The sequence below is a fragment of the Achromobacter sp. T5-5 genome, assembly GCF_055397965.1.
Genome location: NZ_AP027919.1, coordinates 2,417,081 through 2,443,176, shown reverse-complemented (window position 1 = coordinate 2,443,176; position 26,096 = coordinate 2,417,081). Strand labels below are relative to the sequence as shown.

Sequence of the window (26,096 nt, the reverse complement as noted above, 5' to 3'; positions counted from 1 at the left end):
GGCATTCACTTGAACTTGATTGGGGCGGGACGTTGAGGCGCGCAGTTGCGGCGCGCCGTTGACGCGCAAAGCAGCGCCAGAGCCCGCGCGTTTCAGGCTGCCGCGCCGACCGCGCGCAGCACGTCCTCGGCACGGCGCACGAAGGGGGCATCGATCATCTTTCCGTCCAGCAGAAAGGCGCCCACGCCCTCGTGCCGGCGGCTGGCGGCCACGATCCGCCGCGCCTGCTCCACCTCGTCGGCGTCAAAGCCGAACACCTCGTTGGCAATGGCGATCTGGCTGGGATGCACGCAGGATTTGCCCAGAAAACCGAGCGAGCGCGCCAGCCGCGCCTCGGCGCGAAAGCCTTCGGCATCGCCCACGCGGGCATAGGCGGCGTCCATCGCGTACTTGCCCGCGCAACCCGCGCCCAGGCGCAGCGACAGCATCACCGCCCGCAGCGTCTCGGGCTGGTAGCGGTCGACGCCGAGCGGCTCGAACAGGTCGGCCAGCCCCAATTGCAGGCCGGCCACCCGCGGATGCGCCTCGGCCAGCTCGGCCGCCCGGACGAGCGCGCGCGGCGTTTCGACCGTGACCAGGAATTCACCCGCAAAGCCCGCCGCGATGGCCTGATCCACCGACGCCCGCAGCGCGGCGGCGTGCTCGACCTTGGGCAGATTGATCATGTCGATGGGCAGTCCGCCCAGGGCCTGCAGATCGCCGGCAAAGTGGGGCGAGTCGTCGGCGTTCACGCGGACGATAATTTTCTTGGCATGTCGTGCCTGCCCAGCCTCGAAGGCGGGCGAGGCGAGCCAGGCGGCCAGCGCCTCGCGCGCCGCTTGCTTGCGCGCCGGCGCGACGGCGTCCTCCAGATCGAAGGACAACGCATCGGCCTCGCTGGCCATGGCTTTATCGAACAGTTCCGGGCGCGATGCCGGAACAAAAAGCTTGCTTCTCATTGATGTCTCCTGGGCGCATTGTGTCGCGGAGCAGGCGTCCCAGGGGAAAGCCGCCATACGATAAGAAGATAGAATCTCTATCATCATGAACACAGACTTTCTGAACACGCTGGCCGCGGTCGCCCAATACGGCTCCATGGCGCAGGCTGCCCGCCGGCTGGGCCTCACGCACGGCGCGGTGGCCCAGCAGGTGCGCAAGCTGGAGCAGGAACTGGGCGTACCCCTGGTCGCGCGGGCCGGGCGCACGGTGCACCTGACCGCCAAGGCCACCGAACTGATCGGCCCCATGCGCGAGGTCCTGGAGAGGATCGAAAAGATCCGGCATCTGGCCCGATCCGACGAAATGATGGGAGAACTGCGGCTGGGCGCGGGCAGCACGGCGCTCAACTCCATGGTGCCCGCCATCCTGGAACACCTGGTGCGGCGGCATCCGCTCATCAGCGTGGAAATCCAGCCCGGGCATTCGGCGCGCTTCTATCCGGCCATCGAAAGCGGGGAACTGGATGCGGCCATCGCGCTTGAAGCCCCCTACCCCCTGTCCAAGAGCCTGGGCTGGCAACTGCTGCGCGAGGAAGCCTACGTGCTGGCGGCGGCGCAGCGCCATGCCGGCCGCGACGCGCACAGCCTGCTGACCGGCGAGCCCTTCATCCGCTATCGGCGCAGCGACTGGAGCGGACGCCACGTCGAGGACTATCTGCGGCGCGTCGGCATCACGCCGCACGACCGCTTTGAACTGAACGCGATCGAATCCATTGCCGTGATGGTGAGCCGCGACCTGGGCGTGGCGATCCTGCCCAGGTCGACCACCGGCGCGATTGAACGGCTGGGCCTGCTGGCTTTGCCGCTGCCCGTGCATTGCGAGCCGCGCCGCTTCGGCCTGATCTGGTCCCGGGGATCGCCGCGGCTGGCCCTGATCCAGGCGTTCCGCGACATCGCCATGGCGCAGTACGCCGCGGCGGCCCGGTAAGTTGCGCCGCTGGCGTATCGCCTTTTGCCCGGCTTCCCTATACTTGTATTGTCCTCAATACAACATATCAGGAGACAACCATGTCGGGACGACTTCGGATCGCCGCGGGCTGCGCGCTGCTGGCTGCGCTGGCCATGCCCCTTACCCCCGCCCTCGCGCAGGGCGACGCCATCAGGCTGGTCGTGGGCGCGCCCCCGGGCGGCACCACCGACACCGTGGCGCGCAGCATCGCCCAGCACATGGCGGTGGACTTGAAGCGGCCAGTGGTAGTGGAAAACAAGCCCGGCGCGGGCGGCAACATTGCCGCCGACTACGTCGCCAAGAGCAATCCCGACGGCAACACGCTGCTGGTCACCTTCACCAGCTTTTCCATCAACGCCACGCTGTACCGCAACCTGCCGTTCGATCCCGTGGCGGATTTCACGCCCATCAGCATGCTGGCCAACGTGCCCAGCGTCCTGGTCGTGCGCAAGGACTTCCCGGCCCGCACCATGCCGGAGTTCGTGTCGCTGGTGAAGGCCAGCCCCGGCAAGCACACCATGGCGCTGGGCGCCATCGGGTCCTCGCTGCACATGGCTGGCGAGCGCATGAAGATGATGGCGGGCCTGGATATCCTGAACGTGCCGTACAAGGGCACGGCGCCCGCCATCACCGACCTGCTGGGCGGCCAGGTGGACATGATGTTCGCCAGTTCGCTCAATGCCCTGCCGCACATCAAGAGCGGCGCGCTGCGGGCGCTGGGCGTGAGCAGCCCGCAGGCGCTGCCCCAGTTCCCCGGCGTGCCGCCGATTGGCGACACGATCAAGGGCTTTGAATCGAATGCGTGGTTCGCGCTCTTCGGGCCGGCCAAGCTGCCGGCCGATAAACTGGCGGCGCTCAATGCCGCGGCGCGCAAGGCGGTCGACACCCCCGCATTTCGCCAGCTTCTTGAACGCGAGGCCGCCAGCGCGGTGAGCAGCAGTCCGGAAGAACTGGGCGCTTTCGTGCGGCAGGACATCGAACGCTATGCCGAGATCGTCAAATTCACCGGCGCGACGGCCGACTGACCTTGCTTCCAGGAGCCCCCAAGCCGTGTCCGACAGCCCATTGCCGCTTTATCACAAGGTCTATCTGCTGCTCAAGCAACGGCTGGAGGCCGGCGGGTTCGCCCCGGACAGGGCCATGCCGGGCGAGAACGCGCTGGCGGCCGAATACGGCGTGTCGCGCCTGACGATCAGACGCTCGCTGGATGCGCTGGCGGCCGACGGGCTGATCGAGCGCCGCCAGGGGCGCGGCACGTTCGCCGCCAAGCCCGCGCAGTTTCCCGCCGCGCAGCATGGCGCGGGAATCGACGCCCTCATGGCGCATCTGGCCCGCATGGGGATGCACACCCAGGTGCGGCTGCTGGAACTGGAGACCACGCCCGCCACGCCGCAGGTGGCGGCGCGGCTGGAGCTGGCGGTGGGCGCCCCCGTGCAGCGCGCCGTGCGGGTGCGCAGCCACGAAGGGCAGCCGTTTTCCTGCCTGACCACGTTCGTGCCGGACGACATCGGACGGCGCATCCGCCGCGAGGATCTCGGTTCCAAGCCACTGCTGGCCATCTTCCGCGATCTGGGCGTGCGCGTGGCGCGTGCCGAGCAATCGATGTCGGCCGTGCTGGCCGAGCCCGGCGTGGCCGAGCTGCTGGACGTGCCGGTGGGATCGGCCCTGCTCAGTCTGCATCGCGTGGTGCGCGACGAATCCGGGCGGCCGGTCGAATGGCTGCACGCCCGCTACCGCCCCGACCGCTACGAATACCGCATGGACATGCAGGCACACGACATGCCCGGCCAGCCCACCTGGCTGCCCGCGGCGTCCCCGGCGCCCGAGGACGAGAAGTGAGCAGCGGCGCCTAGCGCAGCAGACTGACGGTGGCCAGGCCCGCCGCCGTCAGCGCCAGCGAGCCGGCCAGGCTGAAGCCGGCATACCCCACCGCGCTGGCGTAGGCGCCGCGTTCCAGCATCGCCACGGTTTCCGCCGAGAAGGTGGAGAACGTGGTCAGTCCGCCCAGGAACCCCGTGATCGCCCCCAGCCGCACCCAGGCGGGCCATTCGGGATGACCGGCCACGAGGGCCAGCGCCACCCCGATCAGATAGCCGCCCACCAGATTCACCGCCAGCGTGCCCCAGGGCCAGGAGCCGACGTTGAGCCAAAGGCCGAGCAGCCAGCGGGACCAGGCGCCCAGCATCGCGCCCAGGCCCACGGCCAGGAAATTCAGGGGTACCAGCGTTTGATAGGCAGACATCGACATCAGGTGGCGCCGTGTTGTTTGAGACGCAGGGAAAAGACCAGCAGGAGTATGCCGAAAAAAACGGCGTAGATGCCAATCACCCACACCAGCGCCAGCGCCCCCGCGCCGGGCTGCATGATGAGCATGGCGCCGAAGGCGACCGACACCAGCCCCGCCAGGCCAAGCAGCCATTCGTTGCGGATGGCCTTGCGAAAGCGCACGGCGGCGATGATCTGGAACACGCCCGCCACCACGGCCCAGACGGCGATGATGTAGAGCAGGATCAGCGCGGTGAGCCCGGGCCACAGGAAGGTGACGATGCCCGCCGCCACGCCCAGCAGGCCCACGACGATCAGCGCCCAAAGCGGCTTGCCGTTGTCGCGGATGCGAAACCCCGCGATCAGCGCCAGCACGCCATCCACCAGCGCAAACGCGCCCCACACCAGCACCAGCGCCGACAAGGTGATGGCCGGCATGAACATGGCCATGAAACCGAACAGGATGGCGACGACGCCGCGAAGCGCCACCCATCCCCAATGACGACCGATCTGATCCACCACTTGCTGTTGCAGCATGACGACCTCCGGTGTTTGCAAAGGGTGGCCTATCTTAGCCCCGGAAAGGATGCGGGCGCACGCCGCATGCGGCGCGGCGCCGCATGCGGCGCGGCGCCGCGCCAGGCCGTCGTTCAGAGCCGAAATCGATTGAAATTTCCGCGCGCGCGGCGGCCCGGCTTTTTTAAGAGTAATTCTCATTAAATGCTAGAATCCGCCGCTTCCAGACCGATTTCCCATGGACACCCAATCCGTTCCTCGCCGCCGCGCCTACTGGCTCAAGACACTGCATCAGTGGCACTGGATCAGCTCTGCGCTCTGTCTGCTGGGGATGCTGTTGTTCGCCGTGACGGGCCTGACCCTGAACAACGCCTCGCACATCGAATCGAAGGCCGTGGTGACCAGCCGCCAGGCCCGCCTGCCTGACGCCATCCTGAACCAGCTTGCCGCGGCGCCCGCGCAAAAGCAGGCGCCCCTGCCCGCGCCCGTGGCCGAGTGGCTGGACGAGGCGCTGGACGCTTCCACCGCCGGAAAATCCGCCGAGTGGTCGCCCGACGAGGTCTATCTTTCCCTGCCCCGCGCGGGCGGCGACGCCTGGCTGTCCATCGACCGCGCCAGCGGCGACGTGGAATACGAGCGCACCGACCGCGGCTGGATTTCCTACCTGAACGACCTGCACAAGGGCCGCAACACGGGCCTGGCCTGGCGCTGGTTCCTGGACGTGTTCGCCGTCGCCTGTCTGGTGTTTTCGCTGACCGGACTGGTGCTGCTCAAGATGCACGCCGGCAACCGCAGCGCGACCTGGCCCATGGTAGGGCTGGGCCTGGTGATTCCGCTGGTGCTGGCCCTGCTGTTCATCCATTGATTCCATCGATACGCCCTGGAGATTTCCATGCGCAAGCTGCTGTTGCCGGCCCTCTTGGCCGGCCTGATCGCCCGGACGGCCCATGCGGCCGACATCGGCCTGTCCATCGAGGTGCCGCGCCTGGACGTGGCCGAATACCACCGCCCCTACGTGGCGATCTGGATCGAGAACCCCGACCAGAGCGTCGCCACCGACCTGGCCGTCTGGTATGACGTGGCCAAGAAGAACAACGAAGGCACCGAATGGCTCAAGGACATGCGCCAGTGGTGGCGCCGCAGCGGACGCAACCAGCAGTTCCCGGTGGACGGCGTCAGCGGCGCGACCAAGCCCGTGGGCAAGCACGCGCTGTCCTTTGACGCGGCCAGCAAGCCGCTGTCGCAGCTCAAGCCCGGGCAGTACGCCGTGGTGGTGGAAGCGGCGCGCGAAGTCGGCGGCCGCGAGCTGCTGCGCATCCCCTTCCAGTGGCCGCCGCAAAAGGCCGAGCAATTGACGGCGCGCGGCGAACACGAACTGGGCGCGGTCGCGCTCGACCTCAAACCCTGATCACGTCCTTCAGTCCTTCAGTCATTCAGTCCTCTAGGAACGCAACGATGAAATCCGCCGCCAAACTGGCCGCCGCCCTCGCGCTGAGCCTGCCCTTCGCCGCCCATGCGCATGACGTCTGGATGGTGCCGTCCTCGACGGTGCTGTCGGGCGCCGATAGCTGGATCACCGTGGATGCCGCCGTCGGCAACGACAAGTTCTACTTCAACCACGCCCCGCTGCGCCTGGACGGCCTGACCGTGACCGCGCCGGACGGCTCCGCCGCCGAGGCCGAGAACGTCAACCGCGGCAAGCTGCGCAGCACGTTCGACCTGCAGCTCAAGCAGAGCGGCACCTACCGCGTGGCCGTGGTCAACGACGGCGTGTTCGCCCGCTGGAAGGAAGACGGCAAGAACAAGCGCTACTTCGGCAAGGCCGAAGGCCTGGCGCAGGCCGTGCCCGCCAAGGCGGACGAACTGGAAATCTCGCAGAGCCTGGGCCGGGTCGAGACCTTCGTGACGGCCGGCAAGCCGTCGGCCGTCAAGCCCGTGGGCCGCGGCCTGGAGCTGGCGCCCGTGACGCACCCGAACGACCTGTTCACCGACGAAGCCGCCACGTTCCAGATGCTGCTGGACGGCAAGCCCGCCGCGGACCTGGAGGTAAACGTCGTGCCCGGCGGCAGCCGCTATCGCGACAAGGTCGGCGAGATCGCGCTCAAGACCGACAAGGACGGCAAGTTTTCGGTGAAGTGGCCGCAGCCCGGCCTGTACTGGATCGAAGCCGGCATGGAAGACGCCAAGGTCAGCGTGCCGCAGGCCAAGAAACGCCGCCTGTCGTACGCCGGCACCGTGGAAGTGCTGCAACCCTAAACCGCAGGCGCACGCGTGGCCACATCCCCTTCCTACGCCCCGCGCGGCGCGGCCGCCCCGGCCGTGCGCGTCGCCTATGGCGCCATGCCCGCGCGCCCGGCCGCGCAGGCCGCCGCGCTGGCCGGCGCGACCATGGGCACGACCTGGTCCGCGCGCATGGCCTTGCCGGCCGGCGTCGCCGAAACGACGGCGCGGCTTGCCATCCAGGCCGCGGTCGACGAGGTGGTCACGCAGATGAGCACCTGGGAAGCGGACTCGGACATCACGCGCTACAACCGCGCCGGGCCCGGCTGGCAGGCGCTTCCGGACGGTTTCTTCCATGTGCTGCGCCACGCGCTGCGGCTGGCCGAGGACTGCGGCGGCGCCTACGATCCCACGGTGGGTCCGCTGGTCAACGCCTGGGGCTTCGGGCCGCACCAGCGCGCGCATGAACCGCCCTCCGCCGCCGCCATCCAGGCCGCCCGCGACCGCTGCGGCTGGCGGCGCGTGCGGCTGGACGAAGACCGCCAGGCCGCCTACCAGGCCGGCGGCACTTACCTGGACCTGTCTTCCATCGCCAAGGGCTACGGCGTGGACCGCGCCGCGATGGCCCTCGATGCGCTGGGCATCGCGGACTACCTCGTCGAAGTGGGCGGCGAACTGCGCGCCCGCGGCAAGCGCCCGGACAGACAGCCCTGGCGCGTGGCCATCGAGGTTCCCGACGCCAGCGACGCCCACGCCCTGGCCCTGCCGCTGGCCGACTGCAGCATCGCCACGTCGGGCGACTACCGGCGCCATGCCGGCGACGGCGATGCGCGCTACGCCCACACGATCGATCCGCGCACCGGCCACCCCGTGCGCAATGCCCTGGCGTCGGTCACGGTGCTGCATCCGGTCTGCATGCAGGCCGACGCGCTGGCCACCGCGCTGACGGTGCTGGGCGAGACCGAGGGGCTGGCCTATGCCCGCCGCCACGCGCTCGCGGCGCTGTTCATCGTGCGCGAGCGCGACGCCTGGCGCGTGGTCGCCACGCCGCCGTTCGAAACCCTGGCGCTCGCGCGCTGACCCCTTATGTCCCAACCCCGATTGATCGCGGCGGCGTGCGTGGTGCTGACCTGGGCGCTGCTGTGCCTGTGGGCCTGGCGCCGTGCGCGGCTGCAGCAGGCGCAGCATGCACGCGCGCAGCAGGCCTTGGACGCGCCCGCCCCCGCAGACGCGCTGCTGGTGGCCTACGCCAGCCAGACCGGCTACGCCGAAGCCCTGGCCGCGCAGACCGCGCAATCCCTGCGGGCCGGCGGCCTGACGGTGCGCGTCGCCGCGCTGGACCAGATCGACGCCGCGCGCCTCGCCGACTACCGGCGCATGCTGTTCGTCGTCAGCACCTACGGCGAAGGCGATCCCCCGGATGCGGCGGCGGCCTTTGCCGGGCAGATGCAGCAGATCCCCGCCGGCGCCTTGCTGGCGGGCGCGCAGTACGCGGTGCTGGCGCTGGGCGACAGCGAATACGCGCACTTCTGCGGTTTCGGCCGTCATCTGGACCACTGGCTGCACGCGCAAGGCGCGGTGCCGCTCTTCGATCTGGTCGAGGTCGACAACGGCGACCCGGCCGCGCTGCGCCATTGGCAGCACCACCTGGGCCTGCTGGCCGGCCGCAGCGACCTGCCCGACTGGGAGGCGCCGGTCTACGAATCCTGGCGGCTGGCGGACAGGACCCTGCTGAATCCCGGCAGCCAGGGCGGCCCCTGCCTCCTGATCACACTGACGCCGCCTGCCGAAGGCTCGCGCCCGTGGCAGGCCGGCGACATCGCCGAGATCGGCCCCCGGCGGGAACGCGGCGGCGCCTTGCAGGCGCATCGCGAATACTCCATCGCCTCGCTGCCCGAAGATGGCGGCATCCAGCTCCTGGTGCGCCAGATGCGCGGCCCGGACGGCGCGCTGGGCCTGGGCAGCGGCTGGCTCACGCACATCGCGCAGCCCGGCGACGAGATCGCCCTGCGCGTGCGCGCCAACCGCAATTTCCACGCGCCCGCGGACGACCGCCCGATGATCCTGGTCGGCAACGGCACCGGCCTTGCCGGCCTGCGCGCCCTGATCAAGGCGCGCCGCGCCGCCGGCCATCGCCGTAACTGGCTGATCTTTGGCGAACGCAATGCCGCCTGCGACGCGTTCTGCGGCGAGGACATCGCACGGTGGCGGCAAGACGGCACGCTGGAACGCGTGGACACCGTCTTTTCGCGCGACCAGGCCGAGCGCCGCTACGTGCAGGATTGCCTGCGAGAACAGGCGCACGCCGTGCGTGCCTGGGTGGACGCGGGCGCCGCCGTGTATGTGTGCGGCAGCCTGCAAGGCATGGCGGGCGGCGTGGACGATGCCCTGCAGGACATCCTGGGCGCCCAGCGTCTGCAGGACCTGCAGCAAGCCGGCCGCTATCGGCGCGACGTGTACTGAAAGAACATGCCCGCGACGCGGCGCACGGGCGCGCCGGCGCGGGCAGATGGATCGATCCGGCCGGATCAATGCCGCATGGCCGCCGCCGCGGGGATCACTGCAGCTTGATCTGCGCCTTCTCGATCACCGCCTTCCATCGGTCGCGTTCGGTGCGGAGCTGCTCGCCGAACTGCGCCGGCGTGTTGCCCAGCGGGAAAGCGCCCGTCTCTTCCATCTTGGCCGCAGTGGCCGGATCGCGCACGGCGCGCGCGAAGGCGTCCGCCAGCTTGTCTCGCACATCGGCCGGCATGTCGGCCGGACCCACCACGCCGTACCAGGCCGTCACGTCGTAATCCTTGTAGCCCTGTTCAGCGAAGGTCGGCACGTCCGGCAGGCGCGGATTGCGCGCTGTGCCGGTGATCGCCAGCGCCTTCAGGTGATTGCTCCTGACGTAGGGCAGCGACGACGGGAAGTTGTCGAAGATCACCGGCACCACGCCGCCCACCGTATCGGTCAGCGCGGGCGCCGAGCCGCGATACGAAATGCTGTTCATCTTGCCGCCGATGATCTGCAGAAACCAGATCATGCCCAGGTCGTTCACGCCGCCCGCGCCAGCGTTCGCGTACCCGTCCTTGCCGGGATTGGCGCGCACGTAGGTCACGAACTCGGCCAGCGTCTTGGCCGGAAAGCCGGGGTTCACGCTGAGAATGTTGGGGCTGGTCACCAGGTTGCTGATGGGTGTGAAATCCTTGACCGGGTCGTAGGCCAGGTTGGGGAACAGGTGCGGCGCCGTGCCGTGCGTGCTGACGGTGGCCAGGCCCACGGTGTAGCCGTCCGGCTTGGCGCGGGCGGTGGCCGTCATGCCGATCGTGCCCGAAGCGCCCGTGCGGTTCTCCACCACGATCTGCTGGCCCAGGATCTCGCCCGCTTTGGCGGCGGCCACACGGCCGACGATGTCGGTGGGACCGCCCGCCGGGAACGGCACGATCAGGGTGATGGGCCGGTCGGGAAAGGCGGCGTGGGCGGCCGGCAGCGCGGCGGCCAGCGCCAGGGCGGCGAAAGTCTTGCGGAACATGATGGTGGATCTCCTGGAAATTGCTGTTGTTATCGAAGGGGTGGCGCCGCGTCCCCGACGCGGCGAAGGATCCTGCCGGGTCGCGGCATGTCCGCGGCGGCCGGGAATACGGGCGTGCCATTGACCAGCACGTGTTCCACGCCGGCCGAAGCCAGCGTCGGCGCTTCCCAGGTGGCGCGATCTACGACCGTGTCGGCATCGAACACCACGATGTCGGCCCACGCGCCCACGCTGATCTGGCCGCGGTCCGCCAGTCCGAAGACGCGCGCGGGCAAGGCCGTCATCTTGGCCACCGCCGCCTCCAGGGTCACGAGCCGGGCTTCGCGCACATAGCGGCCCAGCACCCGCGTGAAGCTGCCCCACAACCGGGGATGCGGATGCGCGTCGTTGGGCAGCCCGTCGGAGCCCACCATGCAGCACTCGTGCTGGAAGATGCGGCGCACTTCGTTCTCGTCCATGGCGAAGTAGATGGCACCCGCCGGGCACAGCCGCTCGGCCGCCGTGGTCTTGTCGCAGCCCCAGCGGGCCGCGATGTCGCTCAGGTACTCGCCATTGCACTCGGGATGCGGCGTGGACCATGTGATGCGGATGTCGTCGATCGTCTCGGCGCGTTCCGGGATCAGGATGGTGGAGCTGCCCGGATAGGGATAGATGTCCAGCGCCACGTCCACGCCTTCGGCGCGGGCGCGGTCGACGTTGGCCAGCGTGGCGGCGCTCTTGCCCCAGTTGCGCGGCATCATGCATTTGTGATGCGACAGCACGGTGGCGCAGCCGGTGGCGCGGCCAATGGCAAGCACCTCGTCGACGGCCGCCTCGACGTTGTCGCCTTCGTTGCGGATATGGCTGGTGTGCATCGCGCCGCGCGCCGCCGCCACGCGGGCCAGGCCCTCGAGTTCCGGCGGCTTTGCCACGCCGCCGGGCTGGTAAGCCAGGCCCGTGCTGAAGCCCACCGCGCCGGCGTCCAGCGCCTCGGCCAGCATGCGCTGCATGGCCTCCTGTTCCTCGGCGCAGGGTTGGGCCGTCGGATCGCGCATCACCGCCAGGCGCAGGTTCGCGTGGCCTACCAGCGCCGCCACGTTGATCACCGGCTGGCGCTCGCGCAGTTCATCGAAATAGGCCGCCATGCTGGCAAAGAGCGGCGTCTGGCCCAGCAGCGCCAACGCGGCGGCGGTGTTGCCCGCCAGCGGCGCGGGCGCGCCGCTCACGCCGCAATTGCCCACCACGACCGAGGTGATGCCCTGGCTGGTCTTCCAGGCCAGATCCGGCTTTTCCACGAACATCAGATCGTCGTGGCCGTGCACGTCAATGAAGCCGGGCGCCACGATCTTGCCGGCCGCGTTCACGCGCCTGACCGCGGCCACGGCTGACAGGTCGCCGATGGCCGCGATGCGTTCGCCCGCCACGCCCACGTCGGCGCGCCGCCGCGGGCCGCCCAGCCCGTCGATGAGCCAGCCGCCTTCGATGATCAGATCCAAAGTCCCCTGCATGGTGTTCCTGCCTTGATGAAGGCCCTAGTATCGTCCGCGGGATCAATCTGGAAAAATTGTTTTTATTGATCCATCTATCGCGTTTTGAAATGTATCGCCTGCCCAAGCACGTCACCTTGAAGCACCTGACCGCCTTTGTGGCGGTGGCCCAGGAATCCAGCTTCACGCATGCCGCCAAGCGCCTGTTCCAGACGCAATCGTCGGTCACCAGCCTGGTGCGCCAGCTTGAAGACGGGCTGAGCACCCAGCTCTTTGCCCGCACCAGCCGGCGCGTGCTGCTGACGCCGGCCGGCGAGGAATTCCTGCCGCGCGTCATGCGGCTGCTGGCGGATTTTGACGGCGTGATCGAGGACGTGGTGCGCTTTGGCGCGCTGGAACGCGGACGGGTTGGCGTGGCGGCCGCACCGTCGGCCATCACGCAGCTCATCGCGCCGGCTGCCGCTGTGTTCGCGGCGCACTATCCGGCGGTTCGGCTTTATCTCAGCGACGACAACTCCGGCCGCATCCAACGCAAGGTGGCTGCGCGCGAGGTCGATTTCGGCCTGACCAGCCGCTGGGCCGACGCCCCCGGCCTGCAATTCGACGCCCTGCTGGAAGACCGCTTCGGTGTGCTCTACCGGCAGGACGACGCCACCCTGCGCCGAGGACGTGACGGCGCCATGCGCTGGTCCGACCTGACCGGGCGCAAGCTGGTGGGCGTGGTGGATGAAACGGGCATCATGGCGCTGCTGCGCGCCCGCGCCGATTTGCCGATCGAGGCGGCGACGCCGTTCTATGAAGCGTCGAGCACGACGTCGCAAGCGGCGCTGGTCAAGGCTGGCATGGGCGTGGCCGTGCTGCCGGCGCTGGCCGCGCAACGTGTGATGGAGCCGGGCCTGGCCTACGCGCTGCTGGCGCGGCCCACGGTGGTGCGCACGCTATGCATCATTCGCAACAAGGAATATCCGTTGAGCCCGGCCGCACAGGCATTGATCGCATCCATCCACGACTACCTGCGCACGGCCCAACTGCCCGCAGGCTGCCGCCGCCTGCCCGCTGCGCGGCCGAAGCACTAGGTGTGCGGGCGTCACCACCGTGCAGATCGGTGTCGCGCGAACAGGCACTGCGGCGACAGGGTCAGAAGGTCAGGCTCTTGAATTCGCGCGTGGCGGCGGTCAGCGCCTGCTCGGTCGGCAGGCGCTCCATGGAGCTGGCGCCGTAGAAGCCGTGGCAATGCCTGCACGCGCGCAGCACGTGGACGGCATCGGCCGGCGTGGCGATCGGGCCGCCGTGGCACAGCACGATGATGTCCGGGCGCACCGCCAGCGCCGCGTCGGCGATGCGGTCGATCGCGCGCACGCAGTCGTCCAGGGTCAGGGCCGTCTCCGCGCCGATGGACCCGCCGGTGGTCAGGCCCATGTGCGCGACGATGATGTCCGCGCCGGCCTGGGCCATGGCCACGGCGTCGTCCTCATTGAAGACGTAAGGCGTCGTCAGCATGTCCTTCTGGTGCGCCAGCCGGATCATGTCGACTTCCAGCGCGTAGCCCATGCCCGTCTCTTCCAGATTGGCGCGGAAATTGCCGTCGATGAGCCCCACCGTGGGAAAGTTCTGCACCCCGGCAAAGCCCTGCCGCTTCAGGTCGTCCAGGAACACGTCGAAGTCGCAGAAGGGGTCGGTGCCGTTCACGCCGGCCAGCACCGGCGTCTTCTTGACCACCGGCAGGACTTCGCGGCCCATGTCCACGACGATCTCGTTCGCATTGCCGTAGGCCAGCAGGCCCGCCAGCGAACCGCGGCCCGCCATGCGGTAGCGGCCCGAGTTGTAGATCACGATGAGGTCGATGCCGCCCGCTTCCTCGCACTTGGCCGACAGCCCGGTGCCCGCGCCCCCGCCCACTATGGGCGTGCGGGCGCGCACCATGGCGCGGAACGTGTCCAGCAGTTCGTGACGGTCAAAACGCGGCATGGCGGCAATCCTCAATGTGCGGCAATTTCAAGAAAGTGGTCGACCGCCGTTCTGGCGAACAGCGGGTCGTTGATATGGCAGGGCACGCGGATCAGCCGGCGGTCGGCCGTCTGCCGCAGATTGGCCTCCAGCGCGGCGAACAGCGCGGCGTCGGCCTCCGGGTCCCAGAACGCCTGGCCTGGCGCATCCAGCGCGGACACGCCGCCCTCGGGGATCAAAAAGCGCACCGGCCCGTCGCAGCGGTTCAGCCGGTCGGCGATCCATTCGCCCTGGCGGGCGTTTTCCTCGATGGTCGTGCGCATCAGCGTGACCTGCGGATTGTGGGGATAGAACTGCCGGCCGCGATAGCGCTCGGGCACGGTGTCCATCGCGCCGAAGTTCACCATGTCCAGCGCGCCGCACGACCCGACATAGGGCGCGCCGGTGCGCGCCACCGCGCCGAAGCGGTCGTCGGTACAGGCCAGCACGCCGCCGAACAGGAAGTCGCAGACTTCGGTGGTGGTCAGGTCCAGCACGCCGGCCAGCAGGCGGCTGTCCAGCAGCTTTTCCATGGACTGGCCGCCCGTGCCCGTGGCGTGAAAGACCAGGCAGTCAAAGCGCGATTCCAGCAGCGGCGCAACCTGCTGCACGCAGGCGGTGGTGACGCCGAACATGGTGACGCCCACCGCGGGCCGGTCATCGTGGTCGGGAGCGGCCTGGGCCTGGCGGAACGCGCCGCCGATCGCGCCGGCCGCATTGGCCAGGACGCGGCGCGAAATGCGGTTCAGCCCCGCCACGTCGGTCACGGAGTACATCATGGCGATGTCCGACGGGCCCACATAAGGGGCCACGTTGCCCGAGGCCATCGTGGACACCATGACCTTGGGCGTGCCGATGGGCAGCGCCCGCATGGCGGGCGTGATGAGCGCGGTGCCGCCCGAGCCGCCCAGGCCCAGCAAGGCGCCGATTTCCGGGTTATTGGCCGTGTAGCGCTCGAACGCCAGGGCCATCGCCGCAATGGCGGTGCCGCGGTCGCCGGTGAAGACCGCGCCGGCGCCCTCGGGGTGGCTCCGGGCCACCTCCTGCGCCGACACCTGCGCCGCGCTGGGCGCGGCCGAGGTCGACACGTCCACCGACACCACGTCCAGCCCCTCGCGCCGAAGCAGGTCCACCACGTACTCGGCCTCTTGGCCCTTGGTGTCGTAGGTTGCGGCGACAAACACCCGCTGCCTGGTATGCGTCATGACTCCTCCGCGGGCGGCTACACTGCGTGCGCGCCTCGATATGTGAGGCCAAAGGCCCGTAGAATACAGAAATGAGACGAAAGAATCATACTGAGACGCCTGTCTCACGTCAAACCCGAACACCCGCCGAAAAGGCGCCCGCCCCGGCCGCCGGCACACGGCTGATCGCCCCCGCCAGCCCGCAGGCGGCGGCCAGCGGCGAACCGCCGCACGGGCCGCGCGCCCGCATGCGCAAGACGCTGCTCGACGCCGCCCATCGATTGATGGCGCAGGGCGTCACGCCCTCGGTCGCGGAACTGGCCGAACACGCGCAGGTGTCGCGGGCCACGGCGTACCGCTACTTTCCCAGCCAGAGCGCGCTGATCGCCGCCGTGGTCGACGAAAGCCTGGGCCCCATCCTGGCGTGGGACTCCGATGCGCCCGACGCCGCCGCGCGCGTCGATGAACTGCTGCGCTTTGCCTATCCCCGACTGGAAGCCCACGAGGCCCCGCTGCGCGCCGCCATCCTGGTTTCCTTGCAGCAGCACGCGCAGGCCAGCGCCGGCAAGGGCGGCGCCGAACCCAGGCTGGTGCGCGGCCACCGCGTCGACATCCTGAAGCGCGCCATCGCGCCACTGGCCGCCGACCTCACGCCGGCGCAACAGGACCGCGTGGCGCAGGCGCTGTCGCTGGTCTACGGCACCGAAGTGTTCCTGGTGCTCAAGGACATCTGGAAGCTCGATCTGCCCGAGGTCACCGACGTGGTCCGCTGGACCGCCAACGCCATCATCAAGCAGGCCCTGGCCGAGGCCGCGCCGAAAAAGAAATAGTTGCCCGGCGCGCTGCGCTGTCATTCCCCCGTCATTGCCCGTCTGCATAGTTGCGCCCTTCGCGGCATTGCGTGTTGCATGCCGCCATGACGTTGGAGCGTTGCAAATGCAGTTCGAAGTATCCCGCTTGCGGCGGGCCATCATGCCCTTGTCGCTGGCTTGCGTCACCTTGTTGAGCGCCTGCGGCGGCAGCGATGACGACGACGAGGTCGCGCCCGATCCCGCGCCGCCGGTGGTGACCGACCCCACGCCGCCCGCAGAGCAGCCCAAGCCGGTCGAGACCGGCGCGTGGTCCACGGGCGACCTGCACGTGCACACCTACCAGTCGGACGACGCGCAGGTCAGCCTGGAAAGCGCGTTGGACCAGGCGTTCGACCGCTACAAGCTGGACTGGGCCGCGATTTCGAATCACCTGCGCCTGTCCGCACGCGACCACACCGGCGTGAACCTGGCGGGCGGATCGATCCCGTTCTCGCAAGGCATGGCGCAGTACGAAGTGCCCTACATCAAGCAGGCGCAGGCCGCGGGCCGCTATGCCGGCAAGATCATCTTCTCGTCGTTCGAATGGGACATGCCCACGCACGATCACGTGAACATCGGCATCGGCTACGACGATCCGCAGTCGGCCAAGTCGCTGGAGGCCGTGGCCGAGTTCGAGTACCTTTTCACCAACCGCGATCCCAACCTGTTCGACCCGCTGCTGGTCTCGCGCCTGTCCGGTGAAACGCGTGCCTACACCACGCACGCCGACTCGCTGGCGGCGCTGAAGTGGCTGCGCGACAAGCATCCCGACAGCTACATGCTGCTGAACCACCCGTCGCGCTATGCGGGCAAGTACACCGTTGCCCAACTGCGCGAAATGCACGACCTGGCCCCGACCGTGTTCTTCGCGATCGAGGGCATGGTGGGCAACCAGATGGAGCCGGACCGCGGCGGCTACGCCACCGCCTACACCAACGCCTTCCTGCCCAACCGCACCTACGGCGGCGCCGACTACCTGGTCGCGCACCTGGGCGGCACCTGGGACGCGCTGCTGGGCGAAGGCCGTCGCATCTGGAACGTGGCCGACTCGGACTACCACTTCCGCACGGCCTCGGGCCTGTACAGCAGCGGCTACGCGCCCGGCGAATACGCCAAGACGCACGTCTGGAAGGACGGCGACGACATGGCCGCCGTGGCGGCGGGCCTGAAGAGCGGCCGCATGTTCGGCGTATTCGGCGACCTGATCGACGCGCTGGACTTCCAGGCCAAGGGCGCGGCCGGCGCGGCGCACATGGGCGGCGAACTCAAGGCGGCCAAGGGTGAAGAAGTGGAGGTCACCATCCGCTTTCGCAGCCCCGAGCGCAACAACTACGAGTACCCGATCGAAAGCGGCAATCCCACTTACGTGAAGCCCACGGTGCACCACGTGGACCTGATCGTGGGCGACGTGACCGGGCGCGCCGAACCGGGCACCGCCGAGTACGACAGCGACACCAACCCCACGACGCGCGTGCTGGCCCGCTACACCAGCGCCGACTGGACGGTGGACGAAGACGGCTACAACGTCATCAAGACCACCATCACCGCCGACAAGAGCCAGTACCTGCGCCTGCGCGGCACCAATCTTGGCGTGGACGTGGCCGGCGAAACCGCCGCGGGCGAGCCGCTGCCGGACGCAAAGATCGACCTGGCCGACAACGTGGCGCGCTTTAACGCCATCAATGCCCGCAACTACAACGACCTGTGGTTCTATTCGAACCCGGTGTTCGTGACGGTCGAGCAATGACCTGACGGCCGCGCGGCGGCGTCGCTGCTCGCGGCGCTGCCGCGCCGCGGCGCAGGCAAAAAAACGCCCGGCTCACGCCGGGCGTCTTGTTCAGGGCAACGCTTCAGCGCAACCCGATCACTGCAGCGTGCGCGTGAAGACGAACTTCCCATCCTGCCAATCCACCGGCACCACATCGCGCGGTCCGAACCGGCCTTCGAGGATGAGGCGCGCCACCGGGTTCTCGATCTGCTGCTGGATCGCGCGCTTCAAGGGGCGCGCGCCGAACACCGGATCGAAGCCCGAGCGGGCCAGTTCCGCCAGCGCCGGCTCCGTGACTTCCAGCCGCATCTCCTGCTTTTCCAGGCGTTCGCCCAGGCGGCGAAGCTGGATGCGGGCAATGGACTCGATGTGCTGCGCTTCCAGGCCATGGAACACGACCACTTCGTCGATGCGGTTCAGGAATTCCGGCCGCAGCGTCTGCTTGAGCTCGTCCCACACCACTTCCTTGACCACGTCATAAGGCTGCCCCGCCAGGGACTGGATGTGGTGCGACCCCAGGTTCGACGTCATGACGATGACGGTGTTGCGGAAGTCGACGGTGCGGCCCTGGCCATCGGTCAGGCGGCCGTCATCGAGCACTTGCAGCAGCACGTTGAACACGTCCGGGTGCGCCTTTTCGACTTCGTCCAGCAGCACCACGCTGTAGGGCTTGCGCCGCACGGCCTCGGTCAGGTAGCCGCCCTCTTCGTAGCCCACGTATCCGGGCGGCGCGCCGATCAGCCGCGCCACCGAATGCTTCTCCATGAACTCGCTCATGTCGATGCGGATCATGTGCTCTTCGGAGTCGAACAGGAACTCGGCCAGCGCGCGCGTGAGTTCGGTCTTGCCCACGCCGGTCGGGCCCAGGAAGAGGAACGAGCCATACGGCCGCGCCGGATCCGCCAGGCCCGCGCGGGAACGGCGGATGGCGTCGGACACCAGGCGCACGGCCTCGTCCTGCCCCACCACGCGCTTGTGCAGGAATTCTTCCATGTGCAGCAGCTTTTCGCGTTCGCCCTGCATCATCTTGGACACGGGAATGCCCGTGGCGCGCGAGACGACTTCGGCGATTTCCTCGGCGCCGACGCGCGTGCGCAGCAGGCGGGGACGGGACTCGTCGCCTTCGGCGTTCTCCGCAGCCTCGGCGGCGCCCACTTCGGCGGCCTTCAGGCGCGCTTCAAGATCCGGCAGCTTGCCGTACTGCAGCTCGGCCAGCTTGTCGAACTGGCCCTTGCGCTGCAGCTCCGCCATTTCGGCGCGCACGCTGTCGATCTCTTCCTTGATGGCCTGGGTGCCCTGCACCGCGGCCTTCTCGGCCTTCCAGATTTCCTCGAAGTCGTTGTACTCGCGCTGCAGCTTTTGCAGCTCGTCCTCGATGACGGCCAGGCGACGCTTGGAGGCGTCGTCCGTCTCCTTCTTGACCGCCTCGCGCTCGATCTTGAGCTGGATGATGCGGCGGTCCAGCTTGTCCATCACTTCCGGCTTGGAGTCGATCTCCATGCGGATGCGCGCGCCGGCCTCGTCGATAAGGTCGATGGCCTTGTCCGGCAGGAAGCGGTCGGTGATGTAGCGGTGCGACAGTTCCGCCGCGGCCACGATGGCCGGGTCGGTGATCTCGACGCCGTGGTGGATTTCATAGCGCTCCTGCAGCCCGCGCAGGATGGCGATGGTGGATTCCACGTCGGGTTCGTCGACCAGCACCTTCTGGAAGCGCCGCTCCAGCGCCGCGTCCTTTTCGATGTACTTGCGGTATTCGTCCAGCGTGGTCGCGCCGATGCAGTGCAGCTCGCCGCGCGCCAGCGCCGGCTTGAGCATGTTGCCCGCGTCCATCGCGCCCTCGGCCTTGCCCGCGCCCACCATGGTGTGCAGCTCGTCGATGAACACGATGTTGCGGCCGTCGTCCTGGCCCAGCTCCTTGAGCACGGCCTTCAGGCGTTCCTCGAATTCGCCGCGGAACTTGGCGCCCGCAAGCAGCGCGGCCAGGTCCAGCGACAGCACGCGCTTGCCGCGCAGGGTCTCGGGCACTTCGTCGTTGACGATGCGCTGCGCCAGGCCTTCGACGATGGCGGTCTTGCCGACGCCGGGCTCGCCGATCAGCACCGGGTTGTTCTTGGTGCGGCGCTGCAGGATCTGGATGGTGCGGCGGATTTCGTCGTCGCGGCCGATGACCGGATCCAGCTTGCCCTGGCGGGCGCGCTCGGTCAGATCCAGGGTGTACTTGGCCAGGGCTTCACGGTTGGCCTCGCCTTCCGCGCCGGAGACGTTCTCGCCGCCGCGCACGGCGTCGATCGCGGCTTCCAGGGCCTTCTTCTGCAGGCCCGCGTCGCGCAGGATGCGGCCGGCCTCGCCCTTGTCGTCGGCCAGGGCCAAAAGGAAGAGCTCGCTGGCGATGTACGTGTCGCCACGGCGCGCGGCTTCCTTGTCGGTCCGGGTCAGCACGCCCTGCAGGTCGCGGCCGACCTGCACGTTGTCATCGCCTTGCACCTGCGGCAGGGCCTTGAGGGCCGTTTCCAGCGCCGGGCCAAGCCGGTTGACGGCCACGCCGGCGCGCGCCAGGAGGCTGCCGGCGCCGCTGTCGGCATCCGACAACAGGGCGGACAACACGTGGATGGGTTCGATGTAGGGGTGGTCGTTGCGGGCGGCCAGACTTTGCGCGTCGGCCAGCGCTTGTTGGAACTTGGTGGTGAGTTTGTCGAATCGCATAGTGGTCGTAGTGGCTTGTGGGGAGCCTGACCGATACGTGCCGGCTGGCTCGATAACCTGAATATGCGGCCGGATGAGACAATTTCAACACCCCCGGCCGCCCCATGGTCGTCTTCGACGTGCAGCAGCGAACTAAGCAATGAGCATATACGTTTTTGTGTACGGAACCCTACGCGCGGGCGAAATCAACGACCTCGCCCGGGCCGCCGCTGCGCGGGGACTGCCGCCGGCCCGCCATGTCGGCCCGGCCACCGTGCCCGGCATGCTGGTCGATTTTGGCGAATGGCCCGGCCTCATCCCGGTGGACGATGGCCGGCGCGTCCGGGGCGATGTATTCCAGGTGGAACCGGCGCTGGTCGCGCTGATGGACGAGATCGAAGAATACGAGCCCGGCAAGCCCTGCTGCTTCGTGCGCAGGACGGTGTGCGCCCGCCTGGAAGGCCCCGGCCACACCGGGCTGCTGCCCTGCGAGTACTACCCCATCGACCCCGCGTGGCGGGCCCTGGCCGTCGATATTCTCGGGGACGACTGGATCGCCCACCGGCTTTCTAAGACCAGCTCCGAGGCCCGGTAAGACACCCGTAGTAACAACGGACTACAATAGACGCCTGTCTCGTGCTCCACACCCGTTCCGGCGCCCGCCGCGCAATGGGCACTCTAAAGGTCATCGTATGCAAAAACGGGTACCCATTGCCCCTGATGCCGCCCACTGTTCCACGTGCATGCTGGGCCACGTCTGCGTTCCCGTGGGCATGGCAGCCGCCGAAGTCGAAAAGCTGGACGAACTGGTGAAAGAGCGTGTCCGCGTGGAAAAGGGCAAGACGCTTTATTCGCTGGATCATCCGCTGGACGCCGTCTATGGCGTGCGCTTCGGCAGCCTCAAGACGCAGCTCGAAGACGCCACCGGCCAGATCCAGATCACCGGCTTTCACCTGCCGGGCGAAATCGTCGGCATGGACGGCATGCTGGATGGCAAGCACGTGTCGGCCGCCGTGGCGCTCGAAGATTCCGAGGTCTGCGTCATCCGCCTGAACGAAGTCGACCGCGTCGCCTCGCACCTGCCGTCGCTGCAGCAGCAGTTCCGCCGCCTCATGAGCCGCGAGATCACCCGCTCGCACCAGATGCTGGCCTCGCTGGGCTCGATGCGCTCCGAGCAGCGCCTGGCCGCCTTCCTGCTGAATCTGTCGCAACGCTACGCCTCGCTGGGCTACTCCTCCACCGAATTCGTGCTGCGCATGAGCCGCGAAGAAATCGGCAATTTCCTGGGCCTGACGCTGGAAACGGTGAGCCGCCTGTTCTCGCGCTTTGCGCGCGACGGCCTCATCAAGATCAACCAGCGCGAAGTCCGCATCCTCGACCTGCCGGCGCTCAAGCAACTGCTGGGGCACGAAGGCTGCTGAGCGGCCGCCGCGCCATGCGCCGCGCGCCCGCCGCGTTCCTCTCCCGCGCCGCCCGGGCGGCATCCCTGTCGATCGTTGCCCTGCTGGCGTGCGCCGCGGCGCACGCGCAGGTGCCGCTGCCCGATCCCTACGACTACGACGAGGCCACGCCCGCGCCCCGGCGCGCGGCGCCCCTGCGTTGGCAGGCGGTTGAGCTGGGCCGCCCGGGCCACCGCTACAAGATGCCGGTCTACGCCAACCGGGACCTCGCCAAGGACGACCTGGGCGGCATCCGGCAGGTGCTTATCGTCATCCACGGCGTCAAGCGCGACGCCGACCAATATTTCGAGACCGCCGCGGCCCTGGTCGCCGCCAATCCCGCCCGCGCACGCGACACGCTCGTGCTCGCCCCGCGCTTTTCGGGCGCGATCGACTCCGGATTCGCCGGCATGGCGGCCTGGCGCAAGGCCAGCTGGGAAGACGGCGAAGACAGCGTCCAGGCCGCCGGCCGGCCCGCGCCGGTCAGCTCGTTCCAGGTGCTCGACGACCTGCTGCGCAGCTTGGACGACCGCAAGCGCCTGCCTGCCCTGGCTGGCCTGGTGCTGGCCGGACATTCCGCGGGCGCGCAGCTCGTGCATCGCTACGCGGTGCTGAACAACGTGGACGGATCGCTGCGCCGCGACGGGCTGGCCCTGCGCTATGTCATCGCCAATCCATCCTCCTACCTGTACCTGACCAACGAACGGCCGCGCCCCGACGGCAAGGGTTACGCCCGCTACGAACGCGGCATCTGCCCCACCTACAACCAGTACAAGTACGGCACGGACAAGCTGCCCGCCTACGCGCGGGAGACCGACGATTCGCGGCTCTTCGTGCGCTACGCGGCGCGCGACGTGGTCTACCTGCTGGGCGGCGCCGACAACAACCCGGAACACCGGCTGCTGGACAAGGCCTGCGGCGCCGAAGCCCAGGGCGCGACGCGCCTGGCCCGGGGCACGGGCTACGTGAGGTACGAGCACGTGCTGGCGGCGCGCGGCGCCAAGCCGGTCGCGCTGCGCCACACCAGCTTCGAGGTCGGCGGCGTCGGCCACGACGGCAAGCGCATGTTCGGGTCGATCTGCGGCGTGCGGGCGCTGCTGGGCGAAGACGCCGAGGCGGGCAGCGCGGCCGCGGCCTGCGACGTCATCAAGCCGCGCGGCCAGTAGCGCCGCCGCCATCACCTAGGGAAACTCCGGAGCCTGCCGGCTTGACACCCGCTCGCTGCAGGCCTAAAAGTTAACCTTATGGTTAAGTTAAATGACGACAAGCTGGATGCCATCTTTTCCGCGCTGGCGGACGGCACGCGGCGGCGGGTGCTTGCGGACCTGGAAAGGGGGTCGGCGTCGGTCAGCGCGCTGGCCCAGCCCCACGCGATGTCACTGCCCGCGTTCATGAAGCACCTGCGGGTGCTGGAAGCGGCCGGCCTCATCGCCCGGGCCAAGGATGGCAGGGTCGTGAGCTGCACCTTGTCGGCCGAACCCATGCGCGCCGCCGCCGATTGGCTCGGCCGCTACGAAAAGTTCTGGACCGGACAACTGGATTCACTGGCGCGGTATCTCTATCACGAAGAGGAAGTCCACCCATGGAAAACCGAATCTCCCCCCTCGAACTGCGGCTCCAGCGACGGTTCGACGCCCCCGTCGAGCGCGTCTGGCGCGCCTGGACCGACCCGCAAGCGCTGATGCGCTGGTTCGGTCCGGCGGGCACCCAGCGCGTGCTGCTGGCCGAGACCGACGTCAGCGTGGGCGGCGCCTACCAGGTGGGCTTCGTCACCGCGGACGGCGGTGAACACTACGCCAGCGGCCGCTACCAGGAAGTGGAGCGCCATCGCCGCCTGGTGTTCACCTGGGCCTGGCGCGACACGCCGCAGGAAGTGTCGCTCATCACCTTGGAATTCACGGTCGACGGGACGGGCACGTCGCTCGCCTTCCTGCAGGCCCCATTCGTCGACGAGGCCACGCGCGACGGCCACGAGGACGGCTGGTCGGGCGCCATGGACCGCCTGGCAGAGCACCTGGCAGGCGCGGACTGACACCGGCCGTGAAAGGCGGGTCTGTCGCCGGCCTCGCATGAGGCCCTGACGCGCCCGCCGTTCGCGCCTATCCGGGCCCCGGGCCCGACACGCAAAGGAGCCGTACGATGCAAACTGATCATCCCGTCGTATCCCGCCACGAATGGACTCTCGCGCGCGACGCGCTGCTGCGGCGCGAGAAAGAACTGACCCGCGCCGAGGACGCGCTGACGCGCTCGCGCATGGCCCTGCCGTGGGTCAGGATGGACACGGCCTACACCTTCGACGGCGCGCACGGCCCCCAAGGCCTGGCGGACCTCTTCCAGGGGCACAGCCAGCTCATCGTCTATCACTTCATGTTCAGCCCCGATTGGGAGGACGGCTGCGTGGGCTGCTCGTTTCTGGCCGATCACCTGGACAGCGCGCTGATGCACCTGCGCCACCATGACGTCTCGGTGGTCGCCATATCGCGCGCCCCGCAGGCCAGGCTGGCGGCCTTCAAGCAGCGCATGGGCTGGAAGTTCGACTGGTATTCGTCCGAGCGCAGCGATTTCAACTTCGACTTCCAGGCGTCCGTGGCGCAGGCGGACGGCGCCGTGGAGGAGCGCCCCGGCGCCAGCGTCTTCTTCCGCGACCCGGACGGCGAGATCTTCCATACCTACTCAGCCTTCGAACGCGGCGTGGAGCGGCTGTCCGGGGCCTACAACTACCTGGACATCGCGCCGCTGGGCCGCAACGAAAACGGCCCGTACTTCGATGTGCGCGACTGGGTGCGCCACCATGACCGATACGGCGAAACCGCGCACGGTACGTGCCGCCACCAGGCCTAGGCGCGGGGCTGCGCCGGCCGCGGGCATGGCGAGCCTGTGGCTGGCCTGCATGGCCGCGATGGCCGCCGGCCTGTTGGTCGACACATGGCGCACGCCCGCCGCGCTGCTGGCCAGCGAATGCGGCGCGCCCGGCACGCTGGCGCAGCTTGCGTGGCGGCATGCCGCGCTGATGCCGGCGAGTTCCGCGGCCATGGCGTTGGCCGCCCTGCTGCCTTGGCCCGGTTCGCAAGCCAGGCTGGGCGAGCGCGCGCTGTGCGCCGTCCTCATGGCGATCGGAATGGTGCTGGGTGCGCGTCTGGGCGTTCAGACCGCGCTGAATGTGGACGCGTCGCCCTTTGCGGGCATGGTGCTGGGCATGGTTGCGGGCATGACCGCCGCCCTGATGCCCGTCGGCGCCCTCAGCGCCTGGCGCCGGTAAGCGGGCGCACGGGCGCGACCGCCGGTTCGATGGGCGCGGCGCCCGGCGCCTGGATTTCCAGCGCGCCGGTGGCCTGCGCCACGCACGGCAGGATCCAGCCTTCTTCTTTCTCGTCGCGCGACAGGCCGGGCCATTCGATGCCGTACGCCACGGAACCCTCCAGCATCAGGCACATGCAGGCCCGGCACGTGCCATTGCGGCACGAGCTGGGCAACTTGATCCCGGCCGCCTGCGCCGCCATCAGCACCGACGTGCCCGCCGGCGCGTCAAAGCGCAGGCCGGACGGCTGGATGAGCACGGGATGGGAAGCCATGGCCGTCGTGTCGGCGCGCGCCGCTCAGGCGGCGTGGTCCTGCCAGTCCAGCTTCCAGGCGCCGGACAGCACATTCTGCATCCACAGCACGCAGGTCAGCGTCTTGGCGTCGGTGACCTCGCCCCTGCCGCAAGCCTGGACCAGATCTTCGGGCCGCGTGCTGATCACGTCCAGGAACTCGTCCTGGTCGAGCTGGCGCTCTCCCGCCCGCAGGCCGCGCGCAAAGAAAATGTGGATGATTTCGGTGGAATAGGCGATGGCCAGGTGCAAGGCGCCCGCATGGGCCCACTGGCCGGCGGTGTAGCCCGTTTCCTCAAGCAGCTCGCGCTTGGCGCACACCAGCGGGTCCTCGCCCGGATCGAGCTTGCCCGCGGGGAATTCGGTCATCACGCGGCCGATGGGATAGCGGAACTGGCGCTCGAGCAGGACCCGTCCGTCGTCCAGCAGCGGGATGACCACCACCGCGCCCGGATGCACCACGTATTCGCGGATGCCGGTGTGGCCATTGGGCAAGCTGACGGTGTCGCGGCGGATCTTCAGGAAGCTGCCGTCGTACGGCGCCTCGCTGCTCAGGAGCGTTTCGACGAGATGGGTATCGGTTGGGCGGGTCATGAGGACGTCTGGATCAGGAGTATGCGCGGGACCGGCGCGGGCACGCCTGCGAGCTTACCATCGGCCCGCCGACCGCCGCGCAGCCCACCCCG

General features: G+C 68.8%; 28 protein-coding genes. 18 read left to right on the top strand and 10 right to left on the bottom strand.

Annotated elements, in window-relative coordinates:
* Positions 1-92: 92 nt before the first annotated feature.
* The gene (locus ACZ50Q_RS10970; RefSeq protein WP_464081513.1) at positions 93-938 is read right to left on the bottom strand and encodes an HpcH/HpaI aldolase/citrate lyase family protein; all 846 of its coding nucleotides are present in this window, start codon (positions 936-938) and stop codon (positions 93-95) included.
* 85 nt (positions 939-1,023) lie between these two features.
* Between ACZ50Q_RS10970 and ACZ50Q_RS10965 the strand changes: the two genes are divergently transcribed.
* The 3 genes from ACZ50Q_RS10965 to ACZ50Q_RS10955 all read left to right on the top strand — a co-directional run bounded on the left by ACZ50Q_RS10965 (position 1,024) and on the right by ACZ50Q_RS10955 (position 3,765).
* Positions 1,024-1,905 (top strand): LysR family transcriptional regulator, encoded by an 882-nt coding sequence (locus tag ACZ50Q_RS10965; protein WP_464081512.1) that lies wholly within the window; start codon positions 1,024-1,026, stop codon positions 1,903-1,905.
* 80 nt (positions 1,906-1,985) lie between these two features.
* Positions 1,986-2,951: a tripartite tricarboxylate transporter substrate binding protein gene (locus ACZ50Q_RS10960; protein WP_464081511.1), complete on the top strand. Its 966-nt coding sequence runs from the start codon at positions 1,986-1,988 to the stop codon at positions 2,949-2,951.
* Between the two features lie 25 nt (positions 2,952-2,976).
* Positions 2,977-3,765 carry a GntR family transcriptional regulator gene (locus ACZ50Q_RS10955; RefSeq protein ID WP_464081510.1) on the top strand — a complete coding sequence of 263 codons (789 nt, stop codon included), beginning with the start codon at positions 2,977-2,979 and terminating at the stop codon, positions 3,763-3,765.
* 10 nt (positions 3,766-3,775) lie between these two features.
* Here the strand turns inward: ACZ50Q_RS10955 and crcB are convergent, their stop codons facing one another.
* Together crcB and ACZ50Q_RS10945 are read right to left on the bottom strand one after the other, a co-directional pair.
* Positions 3,776-4,168, bottom strand: a complete 393-nt coding sequence (crcB, locus tag ACZ50Q_RS10950) for a fluoride efflux transporter CrcB (protein ID WP_464081509.1) — start codon at positions 4,166-4,168, stop codon at positions 3,776-3,778.
* 5 nt (positions 4,169-4,173) lie between these two features.
* Entirely contained in the window at positions 4,174-4,728 is a 555-nt protein-coding gene (locus ACZ50Q_RS10945; RefSeq protein ID WP_076520293.1) for an HdeD family acid-resistance protein, read from the bottom strand.
* Positions 4,729-4,945: 217 nt separating this feature from the next.
* Between ACZ50Q_RS10945 and ACZ50Q_RS10940 the strand changes: the two genes are divergently transcribed.
* From ACZ50Q_RS10940 to ACZ50Q_RS10920, 5 genes are read left to right on the top strand one after another with little or no spacing between them, the layout of a single operon-like run.
* Positions 4,946-5,572: a PepSY-associated TM helix domain-containing protein gene (locus tag ACZ50Q_RS10940; RefSeq protein ID WP_464081508.1), complete on the top strand. Its 627-nt coding sequence runs from the start codon at positions 4,946-4,948 to the stop codon at positions 5,570-5,572.
* A 27-nt stretch (positions 5,573-5,599) separates the two neighbouring features.
* A complete protein-coding gene (locus ACZ50Q_RS10935; protein ID WP_464081507.1) occupies positions 5,600-6,115 on the top strand; it encodes a DUF2271 domain-containing protein in 516 nt (171 codons plus the stop codon).
* A gap of 47 nt (positions 6,116-6,162) precedes the next feature.
* Positions 6,163-6,963 carry a DUF4198 domain-containing protein gene (locus ACZ50Q_RS10930; RefSeq protein WP_092580157.1) on the top strand — a complete coding sequence of 267 codons (801 nt, stop codon included), beginning with the start codon at positions 6,163-6,165 and terminating at the stop codon, positions 6,961-6,963.
* A 15-nt stretch (positions 6,964-6,978) separates the two neighbouring features.
* Entirely contained in the window at positions 6,979-8,007 is a 1,029-nt protein-coding gene (locus ACZ50Q_RS10925; RefSeq protein ID WP_464081506.1) for an FAD:protein FMN transferase, read from the top strand.
* 6 nt (positions 8,008-8,013) lie between these two features.
* Positions 8,014-9,390 carry a sulfite reductase subunit alpha gene (locus ACZ50Q_RS10920; protein ID WP_464081505.1) on the top strand — a complete coding sequence of 459 codons (1,377 nt, stop codon included), beginning with the start codon at positions 8,014-8,016 and terminating at the stop codon, positions 9,388-9,390.
* Positions 9,391-9,484: 94 nt separating this feature from the next.
* On the opposite strand, the gene ACZ50Q_RS10915 is transcribed toward ACZ50Q_RS10920, so the two are convergent.
* Together ACZ50Q_RS10915 and ACZ50Q_RS10910 are read right to left on the bottom strand one after the other, a co-directional pair.
* Positions 9,485-10,444 (bottom strand): tripartite tricarboxylate transporter substrate binding protein BugE, encoded by a 960-nt coding sequence (locus ACZ50Q_RS10915; protein WP_464081504.1) that lies wholly within the window; start codon positions 10,442-10,444, stop codon positions 9,485-9,487.
* A 29-nt stretch (positions 10,445-10,473) separates the two neighbouring features.
* Positions 10,474-11,931, bottom strand: a complete 1,458-nt coding sequence (locus ACZ50Q_RS10910) for an N-acyl-D-amino-acid deacylase family protein (protein WP_464081503.1) — start codon at positions 11,929-11,931, stop codon at positions 10,474-10,476.
* Between the two features lie 89 nt (positions 11,932-12,020).
* Here ACZ50Q_RS10910 and ACZ50Q_RS10905 point away from each other — a divergent pair, with 89 nt between their 5' ends.
* Positions 12,021-12,986 (top strand): LysR family transcriptional regulator, encoded by a 966-nt coding sequence (locus ACZ50Q_RS10905; protein ID WP_464081502.1) that lies wholly within the window; start codon positions 12,021-12,023, stop codon positions 12,984-12,986.
* A gap of 61 nt (positions 12,987-13,047) precedes the next feature.
* Here the strand turns inward: ACZ50Q_RS10905 and ACZ50Q_RS10900 are convergent, their stop codons facing one another.
* Positions 13,048-13,878, bottom strand: a complete 831-nt coding sequence (locus tag ACZ50Q_RS10900) for a phosphoenolpyruvate hydrolase family protein (protein WP_092580147.1) — start codon at positions 13,876-13,878, stop codon at positions 13,048-13,050.
* Between the two features lie 11 nt (positions 13,879-13,889).
* Positions 13,890-15,101 carry a Tm-1-like ATP-binding domain-containing protein gene (locus ACZ50Q_RS10895; protein ID WP_464081501.1) on the bottom strand — a complete coding sequence of 404 codons (1,212 nt, stop codon included), beginning with the start codon at positions 15,099-15,101 and terminating at the stop codon, positions 13,890-13,892.
* Positions 15,102-15,262: 161 nt separating this feature from the next.
* On the opposite strand from ACZ50Q_RS10895, the gene ACZ50Q_RS10890 reads away from it, so the two are divergent.
* Complete coding sequence (locus tag ACZ50Q_RS10890) at positions 15,263-15,910, top strand: TetR/AcrR family transcriptional regulator (protein ID WP_076522034.1); 648 nt, start codon at positions 15,263-15,265, stop codon at positions 15,908-15,910.
* 106 nt (positions 15,911-16,016) lie between these two features.
* Positions 16,017-17,678: a CehA/McbA family metallohydrolase domain-containing protein gene (locus ACZ50Q_RS10885; protein ID WP_464081500.1), complete on the top strand. Its 1,662-nt coding sequence runs from the start codon at positions 16,017-16,019 to the stop codon at positions 17,676-17,678.
* Between the two features lie 117 nt (positions 17,679-17,795).
* Here the strand turns inward: ACZ50Q_RS10885 and clpB are convergent, their stop codons facing one another.
* Positions 17,796-20,402: an ATP-dependent chaperone ClpB gene (clpB, locus tag ACZ50Q_RS10880; RefSeq protein WP_076520283.1), complete on the bottom strand. Its 2,607-nt coding sequence runs from the start codon at positions 20,400-20,402 to the stop codon at positions 17,796-17,798.
* A gap of 139 nt (positions 20,403-20,541) precedes the next feature.
* Here clpB and ACZ50Q_RS10875 point away from each other — a divergent pair, with 139 nt between their 5' ends.
* From ACZ50Q_RS10875 to ACZ50Q_RS10845, 7 genes are all read left to right on the top strand, one after another.
* Positions 20,542-20,976, top strand: a complete 435-nt coding sequence (locus tag ACZ50Q_RS10875; protein ID WP_464081499.1) for a gamma-glutamylcyclotransferase family protein — start codon at positions 20,542-20,544, stop codon at positions 20,974-20,976.
* 97 nt (positions 20,977-21,073) lie between these two features.
* Positions 21,074-21,802, top strand: a complete 729-nt coding sequence (locus ACZ50Q_RS10870; RefSeq protein ID WP_076520281.1) for a helix-turn-helix domain-containing protein — start codon at positions 21,074-21,076, stop codon at positions 21,800-21,802.
* A 14-nt stretch (positions 21,803-21,816) separates the two neighbouring features.
* Positions 21,817-22,986 carry a hypothetical protein gene (locus ACZ50Q_RS10865; protein ID WP_464081498.1) on the top strand — a complete coding sequence of 390 codons (1,170 nt, stop codon included), beginning with the start codon at positions 21,817-21,819 and terminating at the stop codon, positions 22,984-22,986.
* Between the two features lie 78 nt (positions 22,987-23,064).
* Positions 23,065-23,502, top strand: a complete 438-nt coding sequence (locus tag ACZ50Q_RS10860) for an ArsR/SmtB family transcription factor (RefSeq protein WP_464081497.1) — start codon at positions 23,065-23,067, stop codon at positions 23,500-23,502.
* Positions 23,403-23,852: an SRPBCC family protein gene (locus ACZ50Q_RS10855; protein ID WP_464081496.1), complete on the top strand. Its 450-nt coding sequence runs from the start codon at positions 23,403-23,405 to the stop codon at positions 23,850-23,852. Before ACZ50Q_RS10860 ends, ACZ50Q_RS10855 begins: the two co-directional genes overlap by 100 nt.
* 107 nt (positions 23,853-23,959) lie before the next feature.
* Positions 23,960-24,661: a DUF899 domain-containing protein gene (locus ACZ50Q_RS10850; protein ID WP_464081495.1), complete on the top strand. Its 702-nt coding sequence runs from the start codon at positions 23,960-23,962 to the stop codon at positions 24,659-24,661.
* 25 nt (positions 24,662-24,686) lie between these two features.
* A complete protein-coding gene (locus ACZ50Q_RS10845) occupies positions 24,687-25,079 on the top strand; it encodes a hypothetical protein (protein ID WP_076520276.1) in 393 nt (130 codons plus the stop codon).
* On the opposite strand, the gene ACZ50Q_RS10840 is transcribed toward ACZ50Q_RS10845, so the two are convergent.
* Both ACZ50Q_RS10840 and ACZ50Q_RS10835 read right to left on the bottom strand, forming a co-directional pair.
* On the bottom strand, positions 25,060-25,392 hold the full coding sequence (locus ACZ50Q_RS10840; RefSeq protein WP_464081494.1) for a 2Fe-2S iron-sulfur cluster-binding protein: 333 nt from the start codon (positions 25,390-25,392) through the stop codon (positions 25,060-25,062). The genes ACZ50Q_RS10845 and ACZ50Q_RS10840 overlap by 20 nt on opposite strands.
* A gap of 24 nt (positions 25,393-25,416) precedes the next feature.
* Positions 25,417-26,004, bottom strand: a complete 588-nt coding sequence (locus ACZ50Q_RS10835) for an NUDIX domain-containing protein (protein ID WP_092580126.1) — start codon at positions 26,002-26,004, stop codon at positions 25,417-25,419.
* Positions 26,005-26,096 lie beyond the last annotated feature (92 nt).